Annotated in this window: 10 protein-coding genes; 8 read left to right on the top strand and 2 right to left on the bottom strand. The window is 59.4% G+C overall.

Annotated features, from left to right (window positions below):
* Positions 1–523 precede the first annotated feature (523 nt).
* A complete protein-coding gene (locus EXY20_RS27925) occupies positions 524–892 on the bottom strand; it encodes a DoxX family protein (protein WP_135555421.1) in 369 nt (122 codons plus the stop codon).
* A 374-nt stretch (positions 893–1,266) separates the two neighbouring features.
* Here EXY20_RS27925 and EXY20_RS27920 point away from each other — a divergent pair, with 374 nt between their 5' ends.
* From EXY20_RS27920 to EXY20_RS27900, 5 genes are all read left to right on the top strand, one after another.
* On the top strand, positions 1,267–2,295 hold the full coding sequence (locus EXY20_RS27920) for a LacI family DNA-binding transcriptional regulator (protein ID WP_135555420.1): 1,029 nt from the start codon (positions 1,267–1,269) through the stop codon (positions 2,293–2,295).
* 195 nt (positions 2,296–2,490) lie between these two features.
* Entirely contained in the window at positions 2,491–3,777 is a 1,287-nt protein-coding gene (locus EXY20_RS27915; protein ID WP_135555419.1) for an ABC transporter substrate-binding protein, read from the top strand.
* A gap of 85 nt (positions 3,778–3,862) precedes the next feature.
* Positions 3,863–4,771, top strand: a complete 909-nt coding sequence (locus EXY20_RS27910; RefSeq protein WP_135555418.1) for a carbohydrate ABC transporter permease — start codon at positions 3,863–3,865, stop codon at positions 4,769–4,771.
* Positions 4,761–5,585 (top strand): carbohydrate ABC transporter permease, encoded by an 825-nt coding sequence (locus tag EXY20_RS27905; protein WP_135555417.1) that lies wholly within the window; start codon positions 4,761–4,763, stop codon positions 5,583–5,585. The genes EXY20_RS27910 and EXY20_RS27905 overlap by 11 nt, the downstream gene beginning before the upstream one ends.
* A 1-nt stretch (position 5,586) precedes the next feature.
* Positions 5,587–9,135, top strand: a complete 3,549-nt coding sequence (locus EXY20_RS27900; RefSeq protein WP_135555416.1) for a glycoside hydrolase family 31 protein — start codon at positions 5,587–5,589, stop codon at positions 9,133–9,135.
* A gap of 235 nt (positions 9,136–9,370) precedes the next feature.
* On the opposite strand, the gene EXY20_RS27895 is transcribed toward EXY20_RS27900, so the two are convergent.
* On the bottom strand, positions 9,371–11,611 hold the full coding sequence (locus tag EXY20_RS27895) for a helix-turn-helix domain-containing protein (RefSeq protein WP_167859569.1): 2,241 nt from the start codon (positions 11,609–11,611) through the stop codon (positions 9,371–9,373).
* A gap of 288 nt (positions 11,612–11,899) precedes the next feature.
* On the opposite strand from EXY20_RS27895, the gene EXY20_RS27890 reads away from it, so the two are divergent.
* From EXY20_RS27890 to EXY20_RS27880, 3 genes are all read left to right on the top strand, one after another.
* Positions 11,900–12,856, top strand: a complete 957-nt coding sequence (locus EXY20_RS27890) for an ABC transporter permease (protein ID WP_235886230.1) — start codon at positions 11,900–11,902, stop codon at positions 12,854–12,856.
* A 12-nt stretch (positions 12,857–12,868) separates the two neighbouring features.
* Positions 12,869–13,759, top strand: a complete 891-nt coding sequence (locus tag EXY20_RS27885; RefSeq protein ID WP_135555414.1) for a carbohydrate ABC transporter permease — start codon at positions 12,869–12,871, stop codon at positions 13,757–13,759.
* Between the two features lie 151 nt (positions 13,760–13,910).
* Positions 13,911–15,530, top strand: a complete 1,620-nt coding sequence (locus EXY20_RS27880; RefSeq protein ID WP_167859568.1) for an extracellular solute-binding protein — start codon at positions 13,911–13,913, stop codon at positions 15,528–15,530.
* Positions 15,531–15,541: the final 11 nt, after the last annotated feature.

Below are 15,541 nucleotides of genomic sequence, written 5' to 3'. Positions count from 1 at the left end.
TTAACGGCAAAGCGAGATTTTCGAGTACCTGCGGCAAACGGCGACTAGCCTCAAAAGTCAGAGGAAGAACGCAGCATGTATGCGAAAATCATACAGAAGGAGCCCCACTCGGCCCGGACCGGTCGATTGTATGCGAAATTTCATGCATAATGAGCCCCACATCGCCCGAACCTGTCGATTGTATGCGAAAAATCATACATAATGAGCCCCACTCGGCCCGAGTCGGCCGAATGTATGCGAAATTTCATACAGAATGAACCACATACGACCCGAATCAGCGATCTGATGCAAAATTGACCTCCCCGTTCGGATAGGCATATGAAGTTGGCCACCGCCGAAGCCGGAGTCAGACTGCGAGCGCGGCTGCAGGGCTTAACCTGAATACATGGGGCGATGAGGCCTTGGTCCGATGAGAGGAGGAGATAGCGGTGACAGACGGGGCACGTAAAGGTAGTACGGGAGCGGATAGGCAGGCGCGCAAACGAGCCCCCGTCCGGCCGGCGGACGGGGGCTCGCGGAAGATTTAACCGAACGGATGAGAGAGGTTGTCCGCAAACAACGCCAGAACGGCAACAGCCAAAGCAAGATTCAATACCGCGGGAAACAGTTTGCCGAAGGAATGCTTCACGCGGAGATGGGCAAAAATCGCAACCAGCATCATGATCCCGATCAATATTCCGCTCCATGCAGCCGCTCCCGAATGCCAGTAGCCGATGACGAGTCCGATGCAGCCGACCATTTGGACGAGGCCTGTAACGATGCGAAACCACTGAGGAAATTGAATCGAGTCGAACAACTCTACCTGATGCTTGGCCCCCGTCAGCTTGCTGATACTAAAAAAAGCCATGGAGAAAAGCAGCCAACTTTGCAGTACGATAGCTAAAATGTGCATAATCCTCTTCCTTTGCGCTGTAATTGGACACCGTTTGGTGTCGTATTTATGATATAACACCTTTTGGTGTCCTGTAAAGGGTTTATTGCGTCAGGTTCGATGAAAATTTGGCTAATTGTCTTATGCGTCACCACTTGCGCCAACAACGGGCATGCACAATCGGCCAAAAAGGGAGCTTTCGCGGGCACGGCGGCAGATCGGTCGCCGGCGCAATGGAAACAGGGCAGGTTTCCTTTTAGTTTTACGTTTAAGTAAAATCCAACTCGACTTGGACACGTTCACGCGAAAATCGATTGATTTTCCAAAAAAAACGGTTGAAATCCCCGAGTTTCCATTTTATAATGAGTTAAACGATTAACTAAAGGTGTGATGCCATGAGGCGGGTAACGATCAAAGACGTCGCCAAAGCGGCCGGTGTATCGACAGCCGCCATCTCCTACGCGCTGAACGGCAAGGAAGACAAAGTGTCCGCCGAAACGCTCGAGAAGATCAAGGCCGCAATCGCAGCATTGAACTACATTCCGGATTATTCAGCCCGAAGTCTCGTCAACAACAAGTCGTTCCTGATCGGCATCGTCATTCCGCAGACCGAATCGCATCGCCAGCTTATTCTTGAAAACCCTTTCTACAGCGAAGTCGTCAGCGGCATCGAATCCGAACTGCGCAAGCACAACTACCACTTCATCCTGTCCGGCGTGGATAAAGGCAGAAGCTACCTCGACATCACCATGCAACGCAACCTCGACGGCGCTATCATCATGGGCATCTACCACGAGAAGTTTTACGAAGAACTGAAGCAAGTGAACATCCCGATCGTGCTGATCGACAGCTACATCAACGACACCGCCTTCCGCAAAATCGGCATCGACGATACGGCCGGCGGCAAGCTGGCGACGGACTATTTGATCGCGAACGGCCACACGAACATTGCGCTCGTCACCGGCACGATCAAGAAGGACGGCGTGGTCGAGAAACGGTTCCTCGGCTACAAAAGCGCGCTGCAGGAAGCGGGGCTGTTCTACGATTCCGATTACGTGTTCGAAGATTCCGTCAGCTACGAATACGGCGTCGCCGCAGGCAGGACGATAGCGGAGAAGCATCCGGACATCACGGCGGTATTCGCCACGGCGGACATGATGGCGTTCGGCGTCATCAGCGGCCTGACGGCCGGCGGGCGCAACGTGCCGGAAGACGTCTCTGTCGTCGGCTTCGACGACATCCCGATGGCGCGCATGTTTATGCCTCAGCTGACTACCGTCCGCCAGGATATTAAAGGAAAGGGCATCACGGCGGCCCGCTGCCTGCTCGACACGATCGACGGCATCGCCCCGAACGGCACGGAGAAGCTGATGCTTCCGCTGGAGCTGGTCGAGCGGCAAACGGTGAAACGGCTGCGTCCCTGACCGCAGCCCGGCAGCCGGCAGCAGCAACAGAAGAGCCGAACATGGCTATGGCGGCAACCATGATGGCAAACGCTATTTGAAAGCGTTTTCTTTTCCATGCGAAAGGAGTTGGTGACGCGGCACGTTACCGGGAAGAAAGGCAGTTCATGAGCTGTGCAAGGAAGCGCGAAAATCTGATTATGGGGGAATCATTCCATGAAGAAAGGGTTATTCGGCAAATCGTTTACAGCCGCCACGGCGGCAGCGCTGCTGGCCGTTGCGGCCGTCGGCTGCAGCAGCGGCTCGAAAGGCACATCATCGTCCGGCAGCACCGTCACCGTCAAGTTCGCCAACTTCTCCAGCTCGGGCGACAACGAAAAATATTTGGCTCAAATGAAAGACGAGTTCGAGAAGCAGCATACGAATATTAAAGTGCAGATCGAAACGATCGCATTCGGCGACTACTTCACGCAGATGCAGACGCGTGTCGCCGCCGGCCAGGCGCCCGACGCTTACGAGCTCAACTTCGAAAACTTCTATTCCTACGCCAAAAAAGGCGTGCTGCTCGACCTCGCCGCCCAGTTCAAAACGACCAAATTCGACCAAAGCACGGTCAACAAGCAGGCGCTCGCCGCTTTTGCGGCGGACGGCAAGCAGTACGGCTTGCCCGCGAGCTTCTCGAACGTGCTGCTCATCTACAACAAGGACTTGTTCGACAAAGCGAAGGTAACTTACCCGACGGATCAATGGACGTGGAAAGAGATGGACGCCGCCGCGATCAAAATCCGCGCCCTCGACAAAAACACATTTGGCATTTCGCAAGGCGTGCAGTTTTTTGAATTTTTCAAAGCGGCGCAGCAAAACGGCGGCAGCCTGCTGAACGCGGACAAAACGAAATTTACGGTCAATACGCCGGAAAACGTCGAAACGCTCAAGCATTTGACCGACCGTATCCTCGTCGCCAACTCGATGCCGACGGAAGCGCAATTGAGCGGCACGGGCGACTGGGATTTGTTCAAGGCGGGCCGGCTCGGCATGATCATTACCGGAGTCTGGGCGTTCCCGGACTTCATCAAAAATGTGAAGTTCAACTGGGACGTAGCGATCGAACCGGGCAACAAGAAGAAGGCGACGCACTTTTTCTCCAACGGCCTCGTGATCAACAAGGACTCGAAGGTTCAAGGCGCCGCCTTCGAATGGATCAAGTTCATGTCCGCCGGCAAGGAAGCGGCCAAAATCCGCGTAGACGCGGGCTGGGAGCTGCCGGCATCGACTTACCAGGACGTGCTCGACACGTACCTCAAAGCGAAGCCGCCGGAAAACCGCAAAGCGGTGTTCGATTCGCTGAACTACCTGATTACGCCGCCGGTGATCGAGCAGTTTAATGAAATGAACGACATCATCGGCCGCCACCTGCAGGAAGCCGCGCAAGGAACGAAACCGGCGGAGCAGGTGCTGAAGGAAGCGCAAGCCGAGCTCGAGCAGAAGATCAAGCTGCAGTAAGCCGAATATGAATCGTGCGGAATGCTTGCCGCGCCCGCTACGCCAGCGGTCGGCCGGCATTTCGCGCGCCTTGAGGGGTGCGGGAATGAACGGGAGCCAGCGGCGGGACAAGTGGATTACGATCGTGCTGTTTTTGCTGCCGTCGACGGTCGGCCTTGTCGTCATCAGCTTCATACCGATTGTGTATTCGTTTCTGATCAGCTTGACGACCTGGGACGGGCTGAACGTCTGGAACTTGGCCGCGGGCGTGCCCAAGTTCGTCGGCTTCGGCAACTACCACGCCATATTGGCCGGGGAAGAGTTTTGGCGGGTGCTGCGCAACACGCTGTACTACATCGTGCTGTACATCCCGCTCATTCTGATCGCTTCCATCGGCGCCGCCATTCTGCTGAACAACCGGTACCGGGGGATCAGCGTCTATCGCGTGCTCTATTTTATTCCCGTGCTGACGTCGTGGGTGGCGGGTTCGCTCATCTGGAAATGGCTGCTCAGCCGCGATTACGGTCCGGTCAACGCACTGCTCGGGTACATTGGCATCGAAGGTCCCGCCTGGCTGCAGGACCGGTATTGGGCGATGCCGGGCATCGTGCTGGCCAGCGTGTGGAAGGACCTCGGCTTCTTTGCGCTAATTTTCCTCGGCGGTTTGCAGGGCATCAGCCCTAGCTACTACGAAGCGGCCGAAATCGACGGCGCCGGCTTCTGGCAGAAGCTGCGCCGCATCACGCTGCCGCTGCTGTCGCCGTTCCTGTTTTTCGTGATGATTATTTGCATCATCAACTCGTTTCAGCTGTTTCCCCAGGTGATGATTATGACGACGGACGCCGGGCCGGCGGGAGCAACGCAGGCGATGGTGGAGCGGATCTACAAATACGCGTTCAAATATTACAAAATGGGCTACGCCTCGTCGTTTTCGTGGATTTTGTTCGCGATCATTTTCCTGTTTACGTACGTGCAGATGAAGCTGCAAAAAAGGTGGGTGCACTATGACGCTTAGACGCTTCTGGAAGCCTGCCGTATTTTATGTGCTTGCCACGCTGCTGGCCTTATTTGCGCTCATTCCGTTCTTCTGGATGGTCAGCACCTCGCTGAAGAGCAAAGGGGCGCTGCTGGTCGTGCCGATACAGTGGATTCCGGAGACGATCAGTTTCGAAGGCTATCGCAAAGTGTTCACCGCGTTCCCGTTCGCGCAGGCGATCGGCAACAGCCTGTTCGTGTCTGTCGTTTCCACGTTGATTACGCTGCTTTCGGCGCTGATGGCCGCCTATGTGTTTGCAAAGATCGATTTTCGCGGCAAAGGTCCGCTGTTTGCTTTGTTCCTGGCGACCATGATGGTGCCTGGCCAGGTGACGATTATTCCGATCTTCCTTGTGCTGAAGCACCTGCACCTGCTTAATACGTACGCCGGGCTGATGAGCACGACGATTTTCAACCCGTTTGCGATCTTTATGCTGCGGCAGTTCATGCTGACGGTGCACAACGATTTCCTCGACGCCGCCTACATGGACGGCGCTTCGCGGCGCAGCGTGTTCTGGCGCATCATGCTGCCGCTCAGCGTGCCGATCATTACGACGCTCGGGATTATTACGTTCATGGGTTCGTGGAACGATTATTTTTGGCCGCTTGTCATTCTGTCCGACAAGGCGCTCATGACGCTGCCGCTGGCGCTCAGTTCGTTATCCGGGCAATACAGCAGCGAGTACAATACGCTGATGGCCGGAAGCCTGATTTCGATGCTGCCGATCATCGTGTTGTATTTGTTTGCGCAGCAATTTTTCAAAGCGGGATTGCAGTTGGGGGGAGTGAAGTAGCATGGCGATGGCGGCGGAAAAACATACGGCGTTCCGCGACGATGCGCTGCGCGTGTATGCGGCGGCGCTTCGCGGCGACGAGGCTGCGGCGCGGGCGACGAGCGCGCGCATGGAGCAGCGGCTGCGGCAGCTGGGAGATGAGGCGGACGCGTTGTCGTGCGCCTGGTGGTTATGGGCGCTCGGCGAGACGCAGGCGGCGCATGAGGAAGCAGGCGAGCTGATCGCCGCCTGCGTGGGCAAGATTGCCGCCGGCTGGCTGGAGCCGGCGCCGCATGCGATGCTGCCCGGCGATGAAGCGGCGGGCGTCGGGCTTGTGAACGCGGCGCTGAGCTTCGCCGCGCTGCGCACGGCTGCGGCGCGCTGGGACTCCGCTCCGGCGAGGCAAGCGTGCAAGCTGATTCGCGAAGCGGCGTTCGCCCGGTTCATGCGCGGCGATCATTTCGTCAGCGATTGCGATGGCGTTGCGGTGCGGCCCGATATCGTCGCCGCGGCGGTGCCGTTCGGGCTGATCAGCGCCGGCGATTTGGCGCTGCTGGCGGCGATTCGCCCGATCGACGACGAGCGGTTGACCGGCGATACGGCGGCGCTCTGGTCGTGGTACTGCGGCGAAAACGGCCAGCCTGCGCGGGCGCGGCGACTGCTGGCGCAGGCGGCAGCGGGGGCGGAGGCGGCTGGCGGCGATTCGCCGCTGTTCGACATCGCCGCGCTGCGGTTGGCGTTACGCGCTGGAGGCGCAGCGCTCGGGGGCGTGCGTTTCCGCCACGAACCGCTTGGCGGCGAATGCCCGTATATTTTTGGCCGCAACGAACGTTCGCCGCGCGTTGTGACAGTCGGCGACGCCGTGACGGTGAGCGTTTACGCCGAACCGTTCGATCCGGCGATGGCGGTGGCGGTCGAGTTCGCGGCGGACGGGCAGGAGCCGCTCCGGCTGGCGATGACCGCCGCTTCGGAGCCGGACGGCGAGGCGTACTGGACGGCGGCGCTGCCGGCGTTGGATGAGTGCGTTGGCGTTCGCTACCGCTTCGTGGCGGAAGCCGAAGAAGGCGAAATGACCGCGGAGTCCGAGTGGTTTGGTTATGATGTGCTGCAATGGGTGGCGGTCGGACGTGTCGCAGGCGTGGTGTCAAGCGGCGAACGTGTCGCCATGCGCTGCGTGGTGGCTCTGCCCGGCGGCGTCGGCGGCACGTGCGAGCTGACGGTGGCGTCGCTTGCTGCGGGGAGCGCCTACTCCGCGCGGCTGAGCGTGGCGCTGCTGCCGCAGGAGCCGTCATCGCCGGCGGCGGTTTTGCCGGCAGCAAGCCGCGTCGGCTGCGTCGAGGCGAGCGTCGCCGGTGACGCGGCGGTACTCCGGCTGCTGGGCGAAGCCGGCACGGAGCTGTCTCGCGGCTTCGCCGGCCTTGCCGGCCTCGAAGGCGAGCCGCCGCTGCTCGAGCTGCTGACCGGTCGCGACGGCCGCGCGCGCAAGCTGCGCCTGAACTGGCGCATCGGCGAGCGGGAGATGCTGTACGGCATGGGCGAACGGTTCGGCGGGTTGAACCATCGCGGACAGGAGCTGGACAACTACGTATTCAACCAATACAAGGAACAGGGAAACCGCACTTATATGCCGGTGCCGGCCGCATTCAGCTCGGGCGGCTACGGGCTGCTGCTGGACAGCTCCTTGTACGCGGTGTTTCGTTTCGGCACATTGCGCCCCGACTTGCTGCAAATCGAGGCAGATCTGCCGCCGGACCGGCTGTCGCTCGATTTTCGGCTGATGACGGGCACGCCTCTTGCCATGACGGCGTTGCTCGCCGAAGCGACAGGCTTGCCGAAGCTGCCGCCCAAGTGGGCGTTCGGCCCGTGGATGTCGAGCAACAACTGGGACAGCGAGCGCGAAGTCGATTGGCAGTTGGCGCAGACGGCGGAGCATGCTATCCCCAGTACGGTGATGGTCATCGAGCAGTGGAGCGACGAAGCGAGCTTCTATATTTTTAACGATGCGGAATATGCGGTGAAAGCGGGCGAAGAGCGGTTCGCGTACGGCGACTTTACGTTCCCGGCGTGGGGGCGCTGGCCCGATCCGCAGCAGCTTGTGAGGCGCATCCACGATGCGGGCATCAAGGTGCTGCTGTGGCAGGCGCCGGTGATGAAGTTCATGGACGGCATCGCCCACCGGCAGCGCGACGAAGACGAGCGGGCGATGCTGGCCGCCGGCTACGCGGTGAAGAACGGCGACGGCAGCGCGTACCGCATTCCGCCGTACGAGTGGTTCCGCGGCAGTCTGGTGCCCGATTTTACCAACCCGGCGGCAGCGGAATGGTGGCTCGGCAAGCGGCGTTATTTGCTCGACGAAATTGGCATCGACGGGTTCAAAACCGACGGCGGCGAATGCATATATGGCTCGCAAACGGCGTTTCACGTCGGACGCTCCGGCGCCGAAATGCGCAACGAATACCCGAACGTGTACATCGGCGCGTTTCACGAATATGCGTTGCGGCACAAGGACGGGGACGCGATCACATTCAGCCGCGCCGGTTATGCGGGCGCGCAGGCGACGCCGCTGCACTGGGCGGGGGACGAGCGTTCGACGTTCGCCGCCTTCCGCGCCAGCATCGTCGCCGGGCTGAACAGCGGTCTGTCCGGCATCCCGTTCTGGGGCTGGGATCTCGGCGGCTTCTCCGGCGAAATCCCGACGGCGGAGCTGTACATCCGCTCCGCGCAAATGGCGGCGTTCTGTCCCGTCATGCAATACCACGCGGAGAGTAAAGGCCAGTTCAACATGGACCGCACGCCGTGGAACATCGCGGAGCGGACCGGCCGGGCGGACGTGCTTGCGCTTTATAAGCGGTACGCCGATATCCGCATGAATCTGCTGCCGTACATTTACCGGGAGGCGCGGCACAGCTCGCTTACCGGGCACCCGCTCATGCGGGCGATGCTGCTCGATTATCCGGACGATCCGGCGTGCGGCGCGCTGACGGAGCAATACATGTTCGGCTCGCGGCTGCTGGTGGCGCCGGTGACGGAAGAAGGCGCGGAGCGCAAGGACGTCTATTTGCCGGCCGGCAACTGGCTGCCGCTGTTCGGCGGCCAGCCGATCGCAGGCGGACAAACGCAATGCATAGAAGCGCCGCTGGCGCACATTCCCGTCTTTGTCCGCGAGGACAGCGTCATTCCGCTCCAGTTGGGCGCCGCCTGCGAGCTGGGCGACGATGTCGGCAACCGGATGGACGGTAGGTTGACGCTGATGATTTATGCTTGCGGCGGTCATGTCGCCTACGAGGATGAAGAGGAGGAGGGCCGCTCCATTCGTTTGACCGTGCAGCGCGAGAATGGGGCCATTACGGCGAAGCTCGAGGCGGCGCTTCCCGCCGGAGAACCGATCGCGCTCCTGTTCCGCGCGATCGGCGACGCGGCGTCGGTTGGAGCGAATGCCGCATCACTGAAGCGTGCGGAGGTGACGGTGCCTCAGGAGAGCGGCGTCTGGCTGCAGCGCGGTGCCGACGTGCTCGTCAAGCTGGAGCGCGGCACGCATGACGTGCGCGTTGACCTCGTTTCCTCACTGTAAAATCGTCAAAGCCGACACGAACGCAGCAACGTTCATGCCGGCTTTGAAATTTCATACCTAATCCCGCCACCGCCCCGGATCGCGCCGAATGTATGCGAAACTTCATACCTAATCCCGCCACCGCCCCGGATCGCGCCGAATGTATGCGAAATTTCATACATAATCCCGCTACGGCTCGGGGAGCGCCGCTTGTTCGAACGAAGGATTTGAATTTCCAGTTCCTCGCTGCCGCTGCTCAATGTCTGCTGACCGACGGCTGCTCCCGTTTGTGCTGCTTGCGGAATTCGCCGGGCGTGATGCCGACTTCGTTTTTGAATTTGCGCATGAAATTTTTCGGATCGATATAACCGATGCGCTGGACGATGTCGTGAATCGGGCATGCCGTTTCGGCGAGCAGCCGCTTCGCTTCCTCCATGCGCAGATCGGATAAGTATTGGGCGAAGCTGACGCCGGTTTGCGCCTTCACGAGCTTGCTTACGTGCGAGGGCGATAGCTGAAACCGGTCGGCGACCCAGTCGAGCCCAAACTCGGCGCGGGTATATTCGCGATCGATGCCTTCGACGATTTGCGCGGCCAGCGTCGACGTATGCCGGGACTTGCGCAGCGCCACCTCGGCGCAGATCGCATGCGCGATTTGCGTCAGCATCGCCTCCAGTTCGTCGATGCCGGTAAACTGCAGCAGGTGGTGCAGCCGCTCCGGGTCGTAGTCGAGCTTCTCCTGCTGCAGCGTGCGGATCACCTGTGTAATGAGGTCCAGGCATACATACTTGGACAATAGAAACGAGGAGGCGTGCCGGCGAACGGTAGCGACAATTTCGTCCAGACACGCTTCCGCCTCCTCCGCATCCCCTTGCTTCAAGCTGTGCAAGAAGCGAAGCTGCTCCTTCAGCGGGAACCAATCGACGTCCGGGGCGGCGATCGCCTTCATTTCCACGAATGCCACGATTGCCGGCTCCTCCTTTGTCAAGCTGTCCGCCTTGTCAAGCGCCGCCGACGCCTCCACATAGGAGCGGTGAATGCCGTCCGCCCCGGCCTGCCAACTGCCGATGCCGAACGCGCAGCGAAGCTGCCGGTCCGCCAGCGATTCGCGAATCGCCGCGAGCCGCAGGCGCAGTGCCGGCAAGTCCGGTTCCGGCGCGTTCACGAGCAGTGCGCAATCGCTCAGCCGTTCGAGACCCGTGCAATACAAACGAATGCCGGCTTCGGCGTGCTCCGCCTCGAGCCGGTCCATCAGCGCCTCCATCTCCGCATTCAGCAGCCCCGCCTCTTCCTTCTCTGTACGCATCAGCACGACCGCCGTCCATTCGCAATCGAGCAGCAGCCCGGAAGCGACATAATGGCGTTTCGCCGCATAGGTCTCGCGTTGATGCAGCAAATTTTCGATGATTTGGCGCCGTGTGACCGCCTGACGCGTACGGAGCGCGTCGAGGTTCGCTTCGATTTCTTTCCATTCGCTGCGCGGGCGGGTGCGTCGCGATTCCGGAAAATGCCGGCGCAACGCATGCCGGAACCGGTTCATCGGCCGATAGTGCAGGAACGACAGCGTGCCGATCAGCAGCAAACCGATCAGCAGCAAGCCGGCGCCGCTCAGCAGCAGCCCGGTTTGCTTCTGCGAGACGGGCTTGTAGAACGCGGATTGCGGCAGCAGCGCCCAATACGTCCAGCCGTTGCGGTCGGACACGCTGCGAATGTACGTATAGGAACGGCCGTCGATACGAACGGACGAAATGGCACGATTGTCATCCGGACGAACCGCTTGCTGCGTCTCCGCGCGGTCTCCGAATACCGCCAGCGACCGCCCCTGTTCGTCCAATATGCCCGCGCTGCCGCCCGTCCGCTGCAGCAGGCTTTGCGTGATCGCCGCGAAACCGGACTGCGGGACAAAATAGAGCAGCGACGCCTGCGGCTCGTCGACGTCGGGAGGAATCGGGAACAGATACATCATGATATCCGACTGAGCGCCCGTGCTCGTGAAGACCGGGCCCGACGGACGAACGTAGGGCGCTGCCGCCGTGCGCATCATGTTCAGAAACTGCTCCTGCTCGGCCGACGAGGAGCGCAGCGAGGAGGCGGCCAGCGCCTGCAGCGTAATAATGCCGCGCGAAGTGAAGACGAGGTCGCTTCCTTCGCGCACGTACAGCATGATTTCCTGCACGGCGGAATCGTCGGCTTTGTACATATTGAGGCGATCGATCGCGCGCAGCTGGGCTTCCGGGCCTTCCAGAATCGAATAGTGCTGCAGCGTGTAATCGTGACGGATGCGTTCGGTCGTATACTGCAGCTCGCGCTGCCGCGAATCGGCATAGCCGCGCAGCTGAACGAGCGAATCGAGGGCGGATTGCTCCAGCGTCGACTTCACTTTGACATAGGAATCGCGATAAATAACGAAGCCGAGCAACAGCATCGGCAGCATGAACACGGCAAGGAACGAGAGCAGAAATTTGAACAGTACGCTTCGGGAAATAACATCCGGCATTCGCTTCATCCTTATCCCCACTTCATATTGAGTCGAATGCGAGCTTGCGCGGGCTTATGGGCCGCGACAGCATCATTGTAACAACGTTGCGTCCCGGGAAGCAACCGCTTTCAACCGGGCAAACGGCCGATCCCCGCATTTACAACCTATCCCCGCTTTTACAACCTTCGCTTGTTCGACCATCCGCTCGTTATCGCCACCTGCCGTGGGATTCACAACTATACTGCCGCACGACCGGCAGCTATAGTGAGGGAGCAACAGATCGAACGAACAGGGGATGAGATTCGCTTGAACGCACAACCGCTCGATTTGCCTGCGGACGTTACCCGGATGAGACGCCGCTCCGTATTGGTCAAGGCGCTGCGCAAGCACCCGCAGTTGTACCTGCTGCTGCTGCCTGCGGCGCTGTACTTCGTGCTGTTCCATTATGTTCCGCTGTACGGCATCACGCTTGCCTTCAAAGACTACCGCATCGGCGACGGCTTGTTAGGCGGCGGCTGGGTCGGCTGGGAGAACTTCCAGCTGTTTCTTACGCGGCCCGTATTCATGCAAATACTGACCAACACGCTGCTCATCTCCGCCTGCGAAATCGTCGTCACGTTCCCGCTGCCGATTTTGCTTGCGCTTATGCTGAACGAAGTCGGCAACGCCCGCTTCCGCAAAGCTGTGCAAACGATTACTTACGCGCCGCACTTCATCTCGATCGTGGTCGTCGTAGGAATGGTCAACCTGTTCCTGTCGCCGACGTCGGGGGCGGTCAACAACGCAATGGCCGCGCTCGGCATGGAAAGAGTCAACTTCCTGCTCGATCCGGACAACTTTTTGCCGGTGTATTTGCTTTCGATCGTCTGGCAGCATACCGGCTGGAACGCGATTATTTATTTGGCCGCGCTGGCCGGCGTCAATCCCGAGCTGCACGAAGCGGCGACGATCGACGGCGCCGGCAAGCTGCAGCGCATCCGCTTCATCAATGTGCCGGCTATTTTGCCGACGATCGTCATTTTGCTTCTGCTCAACTGCGGTCACATTTTGAACGTCGGCTTCGAGCGCATCTTCCTGATGCAGAACCAGGTGAACCTCGGCGTGTCGGAAGTGATCCAGACGTACGTGTACAAGTCGGGCATCCTGAACGGGGAGTTCAGCTACACGGCGGCGATCGGCCTGTTCAATTCGGTCGTCAATTTCATCCTGCTAGTGCTGCTGAATAGCGCGGCGAAGCGGGTCAGCCAAACGGGCTTATGGTGAGGAGGGCAAGCGGTGAAAGATTCGGCTCAAGATAGAACGGTCACTGTCGTCATCTATGCGTTCCTGCTGCTGGCGGCGCTTGTCGTTGCCTATCCGCTGCTGTTCGTGCTGAGCGCTTCGGTCAGCGAGCCGCAGATGGTCAACAGCGGGCAGGTAGTGCTGTTGCCCGCCGGCTTTAATCTGGAAGGATACAGGGAAATACTGGACTATGCGCCGATCTGGCGCGGGTATGCGAACACAATTGTATATACGGTCGTCGGCACGCTCATCAATCTTGCGGTAACGCTGAGCGCGGCCTACGCGCTGTCGCGGCGTGAGACGGAAGGCCGCAACGTCATCGCTTTTCTGTTCGCGCTTACGATGTTTTTCAGCGGCGGTCTCATTCCGACCTATTTGCTCGTCACCGAGCTCGGCTTGCGCAATTCGATGTGGGCGCTCATCTTGCCCGGTGCCGCCAGTATGTACAACATCATCATTTGCCGGACGTATTTTGCCAGCAGCATCCCGTACGAGCTGTACGAATCGGCCAAAACGGACGGCGCCTCCGACTTCCGCATGTTCGTCGGCATCGCGCTGCCGCTGTCGGCGCCGATCGTCGCCGTCATGGCGCTGTTCTATGGCGTCGGCCACTGGAACCAGTTTTTCAGCGCGCTTATTTATTTGAATGACGACGCCAAATACCCGCTGCAGCTCGTCCTGCGCACGTTGCTTCTGCAGCAGCAGTCGAGCGGCAGCCTTAACGATTCTGTGGAGGCGTTGACCGACTTTACCCGCAGATCCAGGCTGGCCGACATGATGAAATACGGGCTGGTCATCGTCGCTGCAGCGCCGCTCCTGATCGTGTATCCGTTTCTGCAGCGGTTTTTCGTCAAGGGCATGCTGGTCGGCGCGATCAAGAGCTGATGCGCGGCATCGCGCAAGGGAGGTGAGGCGGGCAGGAGAACCGGCAATGCGGCAAGAATGTATTCGCAAGGCACGGAATCGGAAGCGGAACCGGAAACGGGCAACAGCGTTAGGTGCAAACGAAAACGAGGCAAACCGGAGGGGAAACGGAATGAAAACAAAACGATTGGCAGCGGTGGGGTTGTCGCTTGCGCTTGTCCTGACGACAGCCGTTGCATGCTCCAAAAGCGGATCGTCCGGCAGCTCGGCGCCATCGGCGTCGCCGCAAAGCACGGCGTCCGGAGCGACGCCGGCCGGCGGCAAGTCGGCGGAGCCGGTGACGCTCAAGGTGATGATCGCCAAAGATACGGTGACCGGGCCGCTGGAAAAGATGAAGGTGTTCACCGAGCTGGAGAAGGAGTTCAACGTCAAGTTCCAGTTCATCCCCGTCGAACGCGAGGTAGCGAAGGAGAAGGTCAATCTGGCGTTCTCCGCCAGCGATTTGCCGGATTATATCATCGGCAGCCTGCTCAGCAAGCAGGATATCCTGCGCTTCAGCCAGTCCGGCCAAATCGTGCCGCTCGGCGAACTGGTCGATAAATACGCGCCGAATGTGAAGCGGGTCAATCAACAGTATCCGAAAATGCTGTCGTCGCAAACGGCGCCGGACGGCAACATTTATACGCTGCCGTTCGTCGACAACGGCCGCCACAATCAGGTGCGCTCCCGCATGTTCATCAACCGGCAATGGCTGACCGAGCTGAAGCTCGACATGCCAAAGACGCTGGACGACTTCTACAAAGTGCTGCAGGCGTTCAAGACGGAGAAAAAGGCGATTCCGCTGTCCGGTTTGCCGGGCAACGGGATGTACAACGTCGGCACGATCGTTTTGACGGGGCTCGGATTCCCGGTTGTCAACGATTTGAACAATTTGGGCAATTTCTTCTTTACGGACGCGGACAAAGTCAAATTTGTCATGACCGATCCGCGCTACAAGGAATATTTGACTTACATGAACAAGCTGCAGAAGGAAGGGCTGCTCGATCCGGAATATTTTACCCAAACGGACGCGCAGCACAAGGCGAAGGGCAACGCGCTGAAATATGGAGTGTTCGGCTACTCCGCCGCGCATACGATGCTGACCGATCCGGCCCAGCAGCTGCAATACGCCGTGCTCCTGCCGCTTACGAGCCCGTCGAACCCTGCGCCGATATGGCCGGTGACCGACAACAGCAACAACATCGCGTTTGCGATGACGAAGGCGAACAAGAACAAGGAGTTGACGATGCGGATTATCGACAAGGGGTACGAGGAAGACTTTGCCTTTGCGATCCGTCATCCCGAGCCGATATACAAGGACGGCATTCTCCAGCCCGACAAGCTGCCGGAAGCGTTCGCCGGCAATAACTTCGGCTGGGTCAATGCGGAGATCGCGCCGATCGCCGCGCCGTACCCTTACTATTACCAGACGGACAAGGAGCTGAAGGCGACCGCTCCGAAGACGGGCGCGCAGAAGGTGTTCCTCGACGGGTTGTACAATTTGTTCGACAATTACGGCCGCGTGGCGTATCCGGACATTTTCTTCTCGGAGGACGATCTGAAGCTGATCAACTTGACGTCGAACGACATCCTGACCTACGTCAAGGAGATGGAAGCGAAATTCATTCTCGGCTCGGAGCCGCTCGCCAACTATGACAAGTTTGTCGACAAAATCCGTTCGCTGGGCTTGGACAAATTGCTGGCGGTATACCAGAAGACGTACGACAACTATAAGGCGACAGCCAAAAAATAACGGGAGCAGCC

The sequence above is a fragment of the Paenibacillus cymbidii genome (assembly GCF_004764705.1).
GTDB lineage: Bacteria > Bacillota > Bacilli > Paenibacillales > NBRC-103111 > Paenibacillus_AN > Paenibacillus_AN cymbidii.
This window is presented reverse-complemented; position numbering and strand designations above follow the sequence as displayed.